The organism is Lichenicoccus sp., assembly GCF_965276875.1.
In the GTDB taxonomy this organism is placed as follows: domain Bacteria; phylum Pseudomonadota; class Alphaproteobacteria; order Acetobacterales; family Acetobacteraceae; genus Lichenicoccus.
Map to the genome: position 1 here is coordinate 1,748,465 of NZ_OZ255701.1, position 12,803 is coordinate 1,761,267.

The 12,803-nt window shown below is 67.4% G+C and carries 11 protein-coding genes and 1 tRNA gene; 4 read left to right on the top strand and 8 right to left on the bottom strand.

The window, feature by feature from the left end; all coding sequences use genetic code 11:
- The 4 genes from odhB to zapE form a co-directional block, all read right to left on the bottom strand.
- Entirely contained in the window at nucleotides 1–1,236 is a 1,236-nt protein-coding gene (gene odhB, locus ACQY4K_RS08445) for a 2-oxoglutarate dehydrogenase complex dihydrolipoyllysine-residue succinyltransferase (protein WP_428395155.1), read from the bottom strand.
- 38 nt (nucleotides 1,237–1,274) lie between these two features.
- Nucleotides 1,275–4,223 carry a 2-oxoglutarate dehydrogenase E1 component gene (locus ACQY4K_RS08450; protein WP_428395157.1) on the bottom strand — a complete coding sequence of 983 codons (2,949 nt, stop codon included), beginning with the start codon at nucleotides 4,221–4,223 and terminating at the stop codon, nucleotides 1,275–1,277.
- Between the two features lie 146 nt (nucleotides 4,224–4,369).
- Nucleotides 4,370–5,323, bottom strand: a complete 954-nt coding sequence (gene mdh, locus ACQY4K_RS08455; RefSeq protein ID WP_428395159.1) for a malate dehydrogenase — start codon at nucleotides 5,321–5,323, stop codon at nucleotides 4,370–4,372.
- A 63-nt stretch (nucleotides 5,324–5,386) separates the two neighbouring features.
- A complete protein-coding gene (zapE, locus tag ACQY4K_RS08460) occupies nucleotides 5,387–6,562 on the bottom strand; it encodes a cell division protein ZapE (RefSeq protein WP_428395161.1) in 1,176 nt (391 codons plus the stop codon).
- Between the two features lie 455 nt (nucleotides 6,563–7,017).
- Here zapE and ACQY4K_RS08465 point away from each other — a divergent pair, with 455 nt between their 5' ends.
- Nucleotides 7,018–7,677 (top strand): 2OG-Fe(II) oxygenase, encoded by a 660-nt coding sequence (locus ACQY4K_RS08465; protein WP_428396030.1) that lies wholly within the window; start codon nucleotides 7,018–7,020, stop codon nucleotides 7,675–7,677.
- A 3-nt stretch (nucleotides 7,678–7,680) separates the two neighbouring features.
- On the opposite strand, the gene ACQY4K_RS08470 is transcribed toward ACQY4K_RS08465, so the two are convergent.
- Nucleotides 7,681–9,057 (bottom strand): ammonium transporter, encoded by a 1,377-nt coding sequence (locus ACQY4K_RS08470; protein WP_428395163.1) that lies wholly within the window; start codon nucleotides 9,055–9,057, stop codon nucleotides 7,681–7,683.
- A complete protein-coding gene (gene glnK / locus ACQY4K_RS08475) occupies nucleotides 9,054–9,392 on the bottom strand; it encodes a P-II family nitrogen regulator (RefSeq protein WP_428395165.1) in 339 nt (112 codons plus the stop codon). Before glnK ends, ACQY4K_RS08470 begins: the two co-directional genes overlap by 4 nt.
- Before the next feature lie 214 nt (nucleotides 9,393–9,606).
- Here glnK and ACQY4K_RS08480 point away from each other — a divergent pair, with 214 nt between their 5' ends.
- Both ACQY4K_RS08480 and cysE read left to right on the top strand, forming a co-directional pair.
- Nucleotides 9,607–10,800 (top strand): UbiH/UbiF/VisC/COQ6 family ubiquinone biosynthesis hydroxylase, encoded by a 1,194-nt coding sequence (locus ACQY4K_RS08480; protein ID WP_428395167.1) that lies wholly within the window; start codon nucleotides 9,607–9,609, stop codon nucleotides 10,798–10,800.
- 35 nt (nucleotides 10,801–10,835) lie between these two features.
- Complete coding sequence (gene cysE, locus ACQY4K_RS08485; protein ID WP_428395169.1) at nucleotides 10,836–11,648, top strand: serine O-acetyltransferase; 813 nt, start codon at nucleotides 10,836–10,838, stop codon at nucleotides 11,646–11,648.
- Here the strand turns inward: cysE and ACQY4K_RS08490 are convergent.
- Entirely contained in the window at nucleotides 11,636–12,406 is a 771-nt protein-coding gene (locus ACQY4K_RS08490) for a TrmH family RNA methyltransferase (RefSeq protein WP_428395171.1), read from the bottom strand. The two genes, cysE and ACQY4K_RS08490, sit on opposite strands and share 13 nt — an antisense overlap.
- A gap of 77 nt (nucleotides 12,407–12,483) precedes the next feature.
- Here ACQY4K_RS08490 and ACQY4K_RS08495 point away from each other — a divergent pair.
- Nucleotides 12,484–12,569, top strand: a tRNA-Tyr gene (locus tag ACQY4K_RS08495).
- A gap of 10 nt (nucleotides 12,570–12,579) precedes the next feature.
- Here ACQY4K_RS08495 and ACQY4K_RS08500 read toward each other — a convergent pair.
- A complete protein-coding gene (locus ACQY4K_RS08500) occupies nucleotides 12,580–12,711 on the bottom strand; it encodes a hypothetical protein (protein WP_428395173.1) in 132 nt (43 codons plus the stop codon).
- Between the last annotated feature and the right edge of the window lie 92 nt (nucleotides 12,712–12,803).

A 12,803-nucleotide genomic window follows, 5' to 3' on the forward strand; every position in this document is an offset into this window, starting at 1 on the left:
TCAGAGCCCCAGCAGCAGGCGGCGCGGATCCTCGACGCCTTCCTTGACGCGCACCAGGAAGCTCACCGCCTCCTTGCCGTCGACGATCCGGTGGTCATAGGACAGGGCCAGATACATCATCGGCCGGATCACCACCTGGCCTCCGAGAGCGATCGGCCGGTCCTGGATCTTGTGCATGCCCAGGATCGCCGATTGCGGCGGGTTGAGGATCGGCGTGGACATCAGCGAGCCGTAGATGCCGCCATTGGTAATCGAGAAGGTGCCGCCGGTGAGTTCGTCGAGCTTGAGCGAGCCGTCGCGCGCGCGCTTGCCGTAGCCGGCAATACCGCGCTCGATCTCGGCGAAACCCATGCGATCGGCGTCGCGCAGCACCGGCACCACCAAGCCGGTAGCACCCCCGACGGCGATGCCCATATGGACGAACTTGCGATAGATCACGTCGTCGCCGTTGATCTCGGCGTTCACGGCGGGAAACTCGGCCAGCGCCGCGACACAGGCGCGCACGAAGATCGACATGAAGCCCAGGCGGGCACCGTCATGCTTCTTCTCGAAAGCGTCCTTGTACTGCGTGCGCATCGCCATCGCCGCACTCATGTCCACCTCGTTGAAGGTAGTCAGGATGGCGGCGGTGTTCTGCGCGTCCTTCAGCCGGCCGGCGATGGTCTTGCGCAGGCGCGTCATCTTGACCCGCTCCTCGCGCGCATCGTCGGTGCGTGGGGCGGCGGGGGCGGGCTTGGGCTTGGGTGCAGATGGGCGTTCGAGGAAGGCGAGCACGTCACCCTTGGTCAGCCGCCCGTCCTTGCCGGTGCCGGTGCCGATCTCGGCGGATTGCACGCCGCGCTCGGTCATCATCTTCGCGGCGGCGGGGAGCGGGGCATGGCCGCCGGCCACGTCCGAGGGCGGCGTCGCCGGGCGTGCCACCGGGCCGCTGGACCGCGGCGGCGGGTTGATGCCGCCAACGGGATTGGCGGCCTCACGCTGCGGCTTCGGCGCGGCAGCGCCACCCTCCACAGTGGTCAGCAGCGCGCCCACTTCCACTTCGCCGCCTTCGCCCACGGCATGACTGCCGAGCACGCCGGCCTCAGGGCTGGCCACCTCGACGCTGACCTTGTCGGTCTCCAGCTCGACAACCGGCTCATCGACCACGACCGGCTCGCCCGGCTGCTTGAGCCAACGCGCCACCGTGGCGCTGGTGACGCTCTCACCCAGCGTCGGAACCTTGATCTCGGCAGACATTGCAATCCCTTAGTTATTTGGCCGCGCAGCGTTTAGAATTACTCGACGCCGAGGTCGAGACCCAGGCTGGCCTTGGCATCGGAGACCGGCGCCCTGGCGCGCAGCGGCGGATCCGCCTCCAGACCAAGCGCCTCGTCGACCAGTGCCGCCTGCTCGCTCGCATGCGTGCGCGCGAGCCCGGTCGCCGGGCTGGCCGCCGCGGGGCGCCCGACATAGAGCGGCCGGCCGGCCCTGTGCTTGATACGACGCAGCACCTGCTCGATACGTCGGTCGACGAACGACCAGGCGCCCATGTTCTCGGGCTCCTCCTGGCACCAGATCACCGAGGCGTTGCGGTAGGGCGCGATCGCCTCGCCCACTGCCTCGTCGCTAAACGGGTAGAGCTGCTCCAGGCGCAGGATGGCGACGTCGTTGCGCTTTTGCTCGCGCCGGGCGGCGAGCAGGTCGTAATAGACCTTACCCGAACAGAGCACGACGCGACGGACATCCGGGGCCGGCGCCAGCGCCAGCGCGTCAACCTCGCCGATCACCGGCAGGAACCAGGTGCCGGCCTGCATCTCGGCGCGCGGGCTGACCGCGAGCTTGTGTCGCAGCAGCGATTTTGGCGTCATGACAATCAGCGGCTTGCGAAAGCTGCGCTTGAGCTGGCGGCGCAGGGCGTGGAAATAGTTCGCCGGGGTGGTGATGTTGCAGACCTGCATGTTGTCCTCGGCGCAGAGCTGCAGATAGCGTTCAAGGCGGGCGGAGGAGTGCTCCGGCCCCTGCCCCTCGTAGCCGTGCGGCAACAGCATCACCAGGCCGGACATGCGCAGCCACTTGGTCTCGCCCGAGGCGATGAACTGGTCGATGATCACCTGCGCGCCGTTGGCGAAGTCGCCGAATTGCGCCTCCCACAGCACCAGCGTGCGCGGATCGGCCAGCGAGTAGCCGTATTCGAAGCCGAGCACGCCGAACTCGGACAGCAGCGAGTTGTAGATCTCGATGCTGGCCTGGTCGGGGCAGATATTGTTCAGCGGCACGTATTCGTTCTGGTTGGATTGGTCCACCAGCACCGCGTGGCGCTGGCTGAAGGTGCCGCGCTGGGAATCCTCGCCCGACAGACGCACCCGGTGGCCCTCGACCAGCAGCGAGCCGAACGCCAGCGCCTCGCCGGTGGCCCAGTCGATGCCCTCCCCACTTTCGAACATCTGCCGCTTGGCTTCGAGCTGGCGGACGATCTTTGGGTTGGCGTCAAAGTCCTTTGGCGCCGTAGAGAGAGCCTTCCCCACCTGATTGAGCACGTCATCGGAGATGCCGGTCGGCTCGTCCTGGGCGCGCCCGACCCGGGCCGGCTGCTTCATGCCCGCCCAGCTTCCCTCCAGCCAGTCCGCCTTGTTCGGGCGGTAGGCCTGGGCGGCCTTGTAGGCGTCCTCGAGCTTGGCCTGAAAGCCGTCCCAAATGGTGGCCGACTCCTCGGCCGAGACCGCGCCCTCGCGTGCGAGGCGCTCGGCATAGAGCGTGCGGCTGGTCGGACGCGCCCGGATCGCCTTGTACATGGTCGGCTGGGTGAAGGCCGGCTCGTCACTCTCGTTATGGCCGTGGCGACGATAGCAGACGATGTCGAGCACGATGTCGGAGCCGAACTCCTGGCGGTAGGCGGCGCACAGCCGCGCGCAGAACACCACCGCTTCCGGTTCGTCACCATTGACGTGCAGGATCGGCGCCTGCACCGCCTTGGCGATATCGGTGCAGTACATACCGGAATAGGCATGCGCCGAAACCGTGGTGAAGCCGATCTGGTTGTTGACCACCAGATGCACCGTCCCACCGGTGCGGTAGCCGATGAGCTGGCTCATCGCCATCGTCTCGTAGACCAGCCCCTGTCCGGCGAAGGCGGCGTCGCCGTGCATCAGCAGCGCCATCATCGAGCGGCGGTTGTGGGTGTCGCCGATCATGTCCATGCCGGCGCGCACCTTGCCGACGACGACCGGATCGACCGCCTCAAGATGCGACGGGTTGGGCTGCAGCGACAGATGCACCTGATGGCCGGCGATCTCCATGTCGGTCGAGGTGCCGAGATGGTACTTGACGTCGCCGGAGCCCTGGACGTCGTCAGGCTTGAACGAGGCGCCGCCGAACTCGCTGAAGATCGCGGTGTAGGGCTTGCGTACTATGTTGGCGAGCGTGTTGAGCCGGCCGCGATGCGGCATGCCGATATGAATGGAGCGCACGCCGTCGAGGGCTGCCTGGTCGATGATCGCGTGCAGCGCGGCGATGGCGACCTCGCCGCCTTCCAGGCCGAATCGCTTGGTGCCGACATAACGCTTCTGGCAGAACGCCTCGAAGCCCTCGGCTTCGGTCAGATGATCAAGGATCTCACGCTTGTTCTCGGCGGCGTACTTGGTTCGCCAGTCTCCGGACTCGATGCGGCCCTGGATCCAGGCGCGCTGCTTCGGATCCTGGATGTGCATGTATTCGACGCCGACCGGCCCGCAATAGGTGCTGCGTATAGCGGCCAGCAACGCGCCGACCGGGGCGGTGTCGACGCCGAGCAGGCCGGCGGCGACGCGGCCCAGATAAACCCTGCGTTCGAGATCGTCCGGGCCGAAGCCATAGGTGGCGGGATCGAGGTCGGCGTGCGATTTCGGCACCTGCAGGCCGAGCGGGTCGAGCCGCGCGTCGAGATGGCCGCGCACGCGGTAGGCGCGAATGAGCTGCATCGCACGCAGGCTGTCGTCGGCGGCGGCGCGTACGCTCTCCTCAGTGACGGAATCGGGGGCAGAGGTGGGAGCAGGCGCCGGCTTGTCGAGCGTCGCTGCTCGCGCCATCCAGGACGGTCCCGCCGCGTCATGGGCGACGGCGGCGGCCTCCTCGTCGAAGCTGCTGAACAGGGTGACGAAGTCCTCGTCGACGCCGGCGGGATCGGTGGTCCAGCGGGCGTAGAGCTCCGCCACGTAGGCGGCGTTGGCGCCGCTGAAGGCTGTTGCGAGTTGATCGGCGCTCGCCATCAAAGATCTCCTAGCATCGGACCGGACAGGAGAGAGATAGTCTCAACGCGTCACCACCGTCGCGTGTATTCGGCTCTGGCAGCATTGCTTGGGACGCATGGAAGGGGTCCTGCAAAATGTGACTGCAAGAACCGAGCCGTCTCGAGCTAAACGCCCAGCGCGCGGAAGTCGGCGAGAAGCTTCTTGACAGCGCCGCACGACGCCTCGAAGGCCTGCTGCTCCTCTGGCGTGAACGACACCTCGACAATCCGCTCGACCCCACCGGCCCCGATCACCGCCGGCACGCCGACATAAAAGTTGTGCTGGCCGTATTCGCCGTTCAGCTTCACCGCGCAGGGCAGCACCCGCTTCTTGTCGCGCAGGTAGCTCTCCGCCATCGCCACGGCGGAGGCCGCCGGCGCGTAGAAGGCCGAGCCACGCTCCAACAGCTTGACGATCTCGCCGCCACCGTTCGCGGTGCGCTTGACGATGGCGTCGATCTTCTCCCGGGTGCTCCAGCCCATCTTGATCAGGTCGGGCACCGGAATGCCGGCGACGGTGGAGTAGCGGATCAGCGGCACCATGGTGTCGCCATGGCCGCCGAGCACGAAGGCGGTCACGTCCTCGACCGAGACGCCGAACTCCTGAGCGAGGAACAGCCTGAAGCGGGAGCTGTCCAGCACACCGGCCATGCCCACCACCTTGTGGGCGGGTAGCCCGGACTTCTCCTGCATCACCGCGACCATGACATCGAGCGGGTTGGTGATGACGATGACGAAGGCATCCGCGGCATGCGCCTTGATGCCGGCCGCCACCTGGCCGACCACCTCGGCGTTCTTGGCCAGCAGGTCATCGCGCGACATGCCCGGCATGCGCGGGAAGCCGGCGGTGACGATCACCACGTCGGCACCCGCGATGGCGGCATAGTCGGCGCCGCCGGACAGCGCGCAGTCGAAGCCGTCGACCGGCGAGGATTGCGCGATATCAAGCGCCTTGCCGGCGGCAACCCCGCCGGCGACATCGAACAGGACGACGTCGCCCAACTCCTTGAGGCCAATCAGGTGGGCGAGGGTGCCGCCGATATTGCCGGCGCCGATGAGCGCGATCTTGTTGCGTGCCATGGGATTTCCCCGAGTTGATGTGCCCCGTGCTAGACCGAGGGAGTCGGGTGGGCAAGGGTGGGCTCAATCCGGGCCTAGATGCGGGGTCGCAAGATAGCGCCGTCCCTGCATCTCCTCGAGACGCGAGGCGGTGCGTTCGAAAGCGTCCGCGCCCTCGCCGCGTTGATAGAGGCGGTCCGGCTGGTCTTCGGCGGAGGCGATCAGCTTGACCTTCTGTTCGTACAGGGCGTCCACCAGCACGATGAAGCGCCGTGCCACGTCGAAATTCTCCGGCCCGAGCCGGGGTATGGCGTCCAGCACCAGCGCCTCGAAGCGACGGGCGAGCGCCAGATAGTCGCCAGCCCCCAGCGGACGGCCGCAGAGTGCGTCGAAATCGAAACGCGCCACCGGGCCCGCCGCCTGCTCAACCAGCAAACGCCGGCCCATCACCGTCAGCGTCACCGGTGTCGGCGTCGCCCCCGCGGACAGGCGTAGAAACGCTGCATCGAGCCGTGTGTCGGCGCGCCCATCGATCGGCGTGTGCCAGGTCACCAGGCCGCGCAGGCCGCCGCGCCGGTAGTCGCGGCCGGTGTCGAGCAGCAGGGTGTCCATCTCGCGCCGCAGGATGGCGATGAACGGCTTGAAGGCGTCCCGACCGGGGCGGTTCTGGAACAGGTCCTCGGGCCGGGTGTTCGAGGTCGCCACCACCACCACCCCCTGCGCGAACAGCGCCTCGAACAGCCGGCCCAGGATCATCGCATCGGCGATGTCGCCGACCTGGAACTCGTCGAAGCAGAGCAGGCAGGCCTGGCCTGCGATCGAACGGGCCAGCGGCGGGATCGGGTCGGTGATCTCTGGATGGGCGCGCTTCATTGCGTGTAGCCTGCCATGCGCGTCCTGCATGAAGCGGTGGAAGTGGATACGCCGCTTGCGCGCGACCGGGGCCCGCTCAAAGAACAGGTCCATCAGCATGGATTTGCCGCCACCGACCTGGCCCACGATATAGAGGCCGCGCGGCGGGGCCGACGCCGACGCAAGGCCGAGCAACCGTCCGAACCGGCGTTGCAAGGGGCGCAGTGGCGGCTTGCGGGTGCGCAATGCCTCGCATAGGTCGTCCAGCCGGGCGGCGACCCTTTCCTGCTCCGGATCCGGCTCGATCAGGCCCTTAGCGAGGCGCTCGCGATAGGCGGCAAGCGGGCTGCCCGACGCTGCATCGGCCGCAACGGGTTCGGCCAGATCGGAAGTCTCGTGCGGTGGCATGAAGCTGCGACATAGCGCCCAGCTTGCGCAGGATCAATCAACGAATCGCGAGCGAGATGACATCGACTCGCACCCTATCCATCTATCAAGTTAAATAACCGCAATTGAACAGAGCATTCCATATGCGATCCGGCCGTGTCGGCCTTTACGCCCTGGTCACGCTAAGTCTTGCAATAGGCGCCGGTTCGCCTGCCCATGCGTCAGGTGGGCTGGTGGCGCCGGTGCGGATGTCGGCACAACGGCCGCATTTCGTTTGCGCGCCCCATGGCATCTCTTTGTCGAGGGCCGGCTATGTCGAGGCTGTCCAGCCGACGGCGCCATTGCCGTGCTGCAATGGGCGCTTGGCTTGTGCACAGTTCCTCTCCACCACCACCATCCTGCACGGTCCCAAGCGCTGGCACGGGTAGTCGCCGGTGCCGCTTGTCGCGCCGGCGCCGCTCGCCTACGTCACCGGGATGCTGAATTACCCCGGACTCCTGAAGCAACGTGTTAAGCTACAGACCGACGCGCTCCGCCCGACGGCAGTGTCGTACGATCCTTTCGCGCATGTCGTGGTGCCCGGGTTCGTGCCGCCGGACGATCTGCGGGCCATCGTTGCGGCACTGCCGATGATGTCGAGCGGCGGCTCGTTTCCGCCCGAGGCGCTGCGGTTGTCGCCGGTGGTGCAGTCGCTGGTCGCGGCACTTCAGGGGCCGCAGATGCGCGAGGCAATCGCCCGCACGTTCGGATTGGCGCTCGACAACGCCCCCACGATGCTGACCTTGCGTGGCCGCACCCGCGAGAAGGATGGCCGCATCCATCGCGACTCTACGGCCAAGCTGGTGACGGTGCTGCTCTACCTCAATCCGACCAGCGAAAGCTGGGCGCGTCGGGAGGGGTGCCTGCGGCTGTTGCGCTCGCCCGACGATATCGAGGACTATGCCGTCGAGGTGCCGCCGGTAGACGGCACCCTGCTCGCCTTTCCCAACGGCCCGACCACCTGGCACGGCCACCGACGCTATGTCGGCCGCCGCTACGCAATCCAGCTCAACTACATGGCGGACGGCGCCAAGGCCCGTGCCGAACTGCGTCGGCACAGGCTCTCGGCGCTGCTCAAGCGGTTCGCATCCGCCTGAGTTTCAGCTGATCCGCTCGCCATGCAGGGTCATGTCGAGGCCCTCGATCTCCTGCTCCGCGGTGACGCGCAGCCCGATGGTCCAGTCGATCAGCTTGAGCAGAACGAACGAGACTGCCCCACTCCAGATCAGGGTCACGCAGACCGCCTTGGCTTGTATGATGAGTTGGGCGAAGCTGCCGACGGTGCCCGCCGGGCTGGCATCGGTCGCGGAAAGCGGGCCGAAGGCGAACACGCCGGTCAGCAGCGCGCCGATGATGCCGCCGATGCCATGCACGCCGAAGCAGTCCAGGCTGTCGTCGTAGCCGAAGATATGCTTCATGTAGCTTGAGGTCCAAAAGCAGCCGACCCCGGCGGCGACGCCGATGATGATCGAGGCGCCGGGCAGCACGAAACCCGACGCTGGCGTGATCGCCACCAGGCCGGCGACGGCACCGGAGATCACGCCCAGGACCGTCGGCTTGCCCTTGGCGATCCACTCCGCGAACATCCAGCCCAGGGCCGCCGCGGCGGTGGCGATCTGTGTCACCGCCATCGCCATGCCAGCGCGGCCGTTCGAGCCGACGGCGGAGCCGGCATTGAAGCCGAACCAGCCGACCCAGAGCAGCGAGGCGCCGATCACCGCGTAGGTCAGGTTGTAGGGCGACATGTCGTCGCGGCCGTAGCCTTCACGCTTGCCGAGCACCAGCGCGCACATCAGGCCGGCGATGCCGGCATTGATATGCACCACGGTGCCGCCGGCGAAGTCGATCGCACCGAACGCGCCGACCCAGCCGATCGGGCTCCAAACCCAGTGCGCGATCGGCGCATAGACCACCAGCGACCACAGCACCATGAAGATGCACATGGCGCTGAACTTCATGCGGTCGGCGAAGGCGCCGGCGATCAGCGCCGGGGTGATGATCGCGAACGTCATCTGGAACATCATGTACACGCTCTCGGGGATCGTGTACGGGACCGGGCTGGAGGTGTTCGGCCCCATGACGAAGCCGGTGTCGCTGCCCTTGACGATGTGGTCCGCGATGCCGTTCAGCAGGACGCGCGAGAGGTCGCCGATATAGGGCGAGCCGCCGGTGAAGGCGAGGCTGTAGCCGACCACGTACCAGGCGACGCTCACCAGGCAACAGATCGTGAACACCTGCATCAGGGTGGCCAGCACGTTCTTCTTGCGGACCATGCCGGCATAGAACAGGGCCAGCCCCGGCACCGTCATCATCAGCACCAGGGCGGTGCTGGTCAGCATCCAGGCGGTGTCGCCGGTATCAAGTTTTGGCGGCGGCGGCGGTGCCGCTGCCAGTGCGGGTGCTACAAGGGCGGCGGCGACAAAGGCGCCAATCAGTGCAGGGCGGCCCAGTGCCGCAAATGTGGGCTTGCGTCTCACAGCGCGTCATCTCCGGTCTCGCGGGTGCGTATGCGCACCGCGCGCAGGATTTCGGTCACGAAGATCTTGCCATCGCCGATCTTGCCGGTATGCGCCGACTGCATGATCGCATCGATGACCTGGTCGACCATGCTGTCGGCGACGGCGACCTCGATCTTCACTTTCGGCAGAAAGCTCACGTGATACTCGGCGCCACGATAGATCTCCGTCTGACCTTTCTGGCGCCCAAACCCCTTCACCTCCGACACCGTCAGACCCTGCACCCCAAGCGGCGTCAGCGCCTCACGCACGTCGTCCAGCTTGAAGGGCTTGATGACTGCTGTAACGAGCTTCATCACACCTCACTCTGCATCCGGATTGCCAAGGGACGGATTGCCAGAGAAACGTTCCAAAAACCATGCCAAACGCAGCCCGGGCTCATGCCATGCACCTCCGTCTTGTTGACGAAACATCCAAGCGCACCAACTCATCCTGGTGTGGCGCACGCGAGGCCTGTTTGGCGACCAGATCGACTTGCATTCCTGCACCAAAATTAGGCAGATGTACCTGATGCAGTATGATGTGTGCGTTGTCGGCGCCGGACCTGTGGGGGCGGCTTTGGCCTGCCGTCTGGCTTCGGGCGGCGTGCGGGTGGCGGTGATCGACCGCGCCGGCCTGCCGCCGATGGAGCACCCGGATTTCGACGGTCGCGCCTACGCCATCGCCGCCAGCTCGAAGCGGCTGCTGGAGGCGGCGCGGGTGTGGCAGTCGCTGCCGCTGCCCTCCGGCCCGATCGAGGGCATACGCGTCTCCGACGGCAAGCTTGGGCGCCCCGCCTCGCCGCTGTTCCTGCATTTCGACCATCGCGAGATCGGCGAGCCGTTCGGCTGGATGACCGAGGCGCGCAGCCTGCGTGTGGCGCTGAACGCGGCCCTACACGCCGCCCCGCTGGTCGACCTGTTCGCCCCCGCCGAGGCCAGTGTCGCGCGCACGTCGGACGCGGCGCGCATCGACACCAGCACCGGGGCTTCATTGCAGGCGCGGCTGGTGGTCGCCGCGGAAGGTCGCGGCAGCCCGCTGCGGACCCAGGCCGGGATCGCGGTCACGCGGTTTTCCTATCGGCAGACCGGAATCGTCTGCGCCGTCACCCACGAACACCCGCACCACCGCCTCGCGCTGGAGCATTTCCTGCCCGGCGGCCCGTTCGCGCAACTGCCGATGGCACCGAGCGAGGCCGGCGAGCACCTCTCGGCCCTGGTCTGGACCGAGCGCGAGCCGCAGGCGAGTCGGCTGGCAGCCCTCGGCGAGGCCGACTTCACCCGCGAGCTGCAGCGCCGCCTGGGCCAGCATCTCGGCGCGATCCGCCCGGTCGGTCGTCGCTGGACCTACAAGCTCGGCGCCCTGCATGCGCATCGTTATGTCGATACACGCCTGGCCTTGGTCGGCGACGCGGCGCACGGTATCCACCCGATCGCGGGGCAAGGGCTCAATCTCGGTTTTCGCGATGTCATGGCGCTGTCGGAACTGGTCATCGCCGCGGTCGCCGAGGGGACCGATCCCGGGGCACCCGATTTGCTCGCGCGCTACCAGGCGCGGCGTCGGCCGGACAATCTCGCGATGCTGGCCGCCACCGACATGCTCGACCGGCTGTTCAGCACCGACAATCCGGCGCTGCGCCTGGCGCGCGACATCGGCATCGGCGCGGTGCATCGCATGCCGCGCATGAAGCGCGCCTTCATGACCCGGGCGATGGGCCTCGCCTGAACCACCCACCCTGAACAGGAATCCGGAACCGCACGATGGACGTCACCACCACCTCGCCGATCGAGCTGGATATGCTCTGGCAGCGCCTGTTCGACGAGGCCGGCGGCTGCGGCGATCCGATCATGGCGGCCCTGCTGGAGCTGAATGTCAGGATCCATCGCGGCTTTGACCGGGCGCTGGCCGCCCTGCTGGCGCGCAAACTGGCGGACTGCTCGGTGCCGTCCCGGGCGCTGCTGGAGCTCGCGACCTCCGCGCACCTCGCGGACCCGGACCTGGTCGACGCCGCCGCTTCCGACCTGGTGGCGATCAAGGAGCGCGACCCGGCCTGCCCCGATCTCATCACGCCCTTCCTGTTCTTCAAGGGTTTCCAGGCGTTGCAGGGCTACCGGATCGCGCACTGGCTCTGGCAATCGGGGCGGCGCCACCTCGCGCGGCACCTGCAGAGCCGGATTTCCGAGACCTTCGCGATGGACATCCATCCCGCCGCGGTGCTGGGTCGTCGCATCCTGATCGACCATGGCACCGGTATCGTCATCGGCGAGACCTGCGTGCTCGAGGACGACGTCTCGATGCTGCAAGGTGTGACCCTCGGCGGCACCGGCAAGAACGAGGGCGACCGCCATCCGAAGATACGACGCGGCGTGCTGCTCGGCGCCGGCTGCAAGGTGCTCGGCAATATCGAAATCGGCGAGGGTGCCAAGATCGGCGCCGGCAGCATCGTGCTTGAAGCAGTGCCCCCCTACACCACCGTCGTCGGCAACCCGGCACGACGGGTCGGTACCCGGCACTCGGCGATGCCGGCCTTCACCATGGACCAGACCCTGCCGCCGCTCGACTACGTGATCTGAACAGGCCGGCGGGAAAGTTCGTAGAGCGCGACCGCGGCGGCGTTCGACACGTTCAGGCTCTCCATAGTTCCCGGCATGAACAGGCCCGCCACCTCGTCGCAGGTCTCGCGGGTCAGCCGGCGCAGCCCCTCGCCCTCGGCGCCGAGCACCAGGGCGACCCTGCGACCTGTGAACGACGCGCCCACAAGGGCAGCACCCCCGGCATCCAGGCCGACGATCCACAGCCCCGCCGCCTTCAGCGCCACCAGCGTGCGCGACAGGTTGACCGCGCGCAGCAGCGGCATCGTCTCCAGCGCGCCGGAGGCGGCCTTGGCAAGGGCGCCGGTCTCCTCGGGCGCGTGCCGGTCCTGGACGATCACCGCCGAGCCCCCGAACGCCGCCGCCGAACGCAGGATGGCGCCGACATTGCGCGGGTCGCTGACCTGATCGAGCACCAGCACCGGGCCCGGCTTCGATAGCGCCTGCTCCAGCGACGGTGTTGCCAGCGGATCGGCAAGCAGCCCCGCCCCTTGATGCACCGCGTCGCGCCCGACCAGCGCATCCAGACGAGCCCGCTCGGTGCGCTCAACCGGCACCGGCCAGGCGCTGCCACGATCGATCCCCAGCCGGACCGCGATTGCGACCTCGGCTTCCTCGCTGAGCAGCAGCCGACGCAGTCGGCGCTGCGGATTGCGCAGGGCCGCGGCCACGGCATGCAGCCCATAAAGCCAAATGCCGCCGGCAGGTGCCGCGGGTCGTCCGGGGGGTCTGGATCGCATGCGCCGCTTATACGGGGTGTCGCGAGGATGGCGAAGCGTTGACACCGGCGCCCCCGGGCCGTAGGTCGCAGCCGTATGCAGGGGTGCCCGAGTGGCTAAAGGGGGCGGACTGTAAATCCGCTGGCGTACGCCTACGTTGGTTCGAATCCAACCCCCTGCACCAGCCGCCGTACCTACTCGCTTGGCGGCGTCGGTTTCCTGGTCGTCTCATCGGGCTGCCTACGCGAAGGCCGCCAGACCTGGAAATACAGCAGGAGTCCCAGGCCGATGACGCAGCCGATAGCCTCGATCAGCGGTTCGATCATGCATGCGCTTCCCTGGCCGTACCAAAGCTGCCACCCTGCTCGTATGCACGCAAGTAAACCAGCCGCCCAGGGCGCGCGCACGCCTTGACCCG

Coding starts and splice junctions, on each gene's coding strand:
- odhB (WP_428395155.1), bottom strand. CDS start 1,236: ATGTCTGCCGAGATCAAGGTTCCGACGCTGGGTGAGAGCGTCACCAGC.
- ACQY4K_RS08450 (WP_428395157.1), bottom strand. CDS start 4,223: ATGGCGAGCGCCGATCAACTCGCAACAGCCTTCAGCGGCGCCAACGCC.
- mdh (WP_428395159.1), bottom strand. CDS start 5,323: ATGGCACGCAACAAGATCGCGCTCATCGGCGCCGGCAATATCGGCGGC.
- zapE (WP_428395161.1), bottom strand. CDS start 6,562: ATGCCACCGCACGAGACTTCCGATCTGGCCGAACCCGTTGCGGCCGAT.
- ACQY4K_RS08465 (WP_428396030.1), top strand. CDS start 7,018: ATGCTGAATTACCCCGGACTCCTGAAGCAACGTGTTAAGCTACAGACC.
- glnK (WP_428395165.1), bottom strand. CDS start 9,392: ATGAAGCTCGTTACAGCAGTCATCAAGCCCTTCAAGCTGGACGACGTG.
- ACQY4K_RS08480 (WP_428395167.1), top strand. CDS start 9,607: ATGCAGTATGATGTGTGCGTTGTCGGCGCCGGACCTGTGGGGGCGGCT.
- cysE (WP_428395169.1), top strand. CDS start 10,836: ATGGACGTCACCACCACCTCGCCGATCGAGCTGGATATGCTCTGGCAG.
- ACQY4K_RS08490 (WP_428395171.1), bottom strand. CDS start 12,406: ATGCGATCCAGACCCCCCGGACGACCCGCGGCACCTGCCGGCGGCATT.
- ACQY4K_RS08500 (WP_428395173.1), bottom strand. CDS start 12,711: ATGATCGAACCGCTGATCGAGGCTATCGGCTGCGTCATCGGCCTGGGA.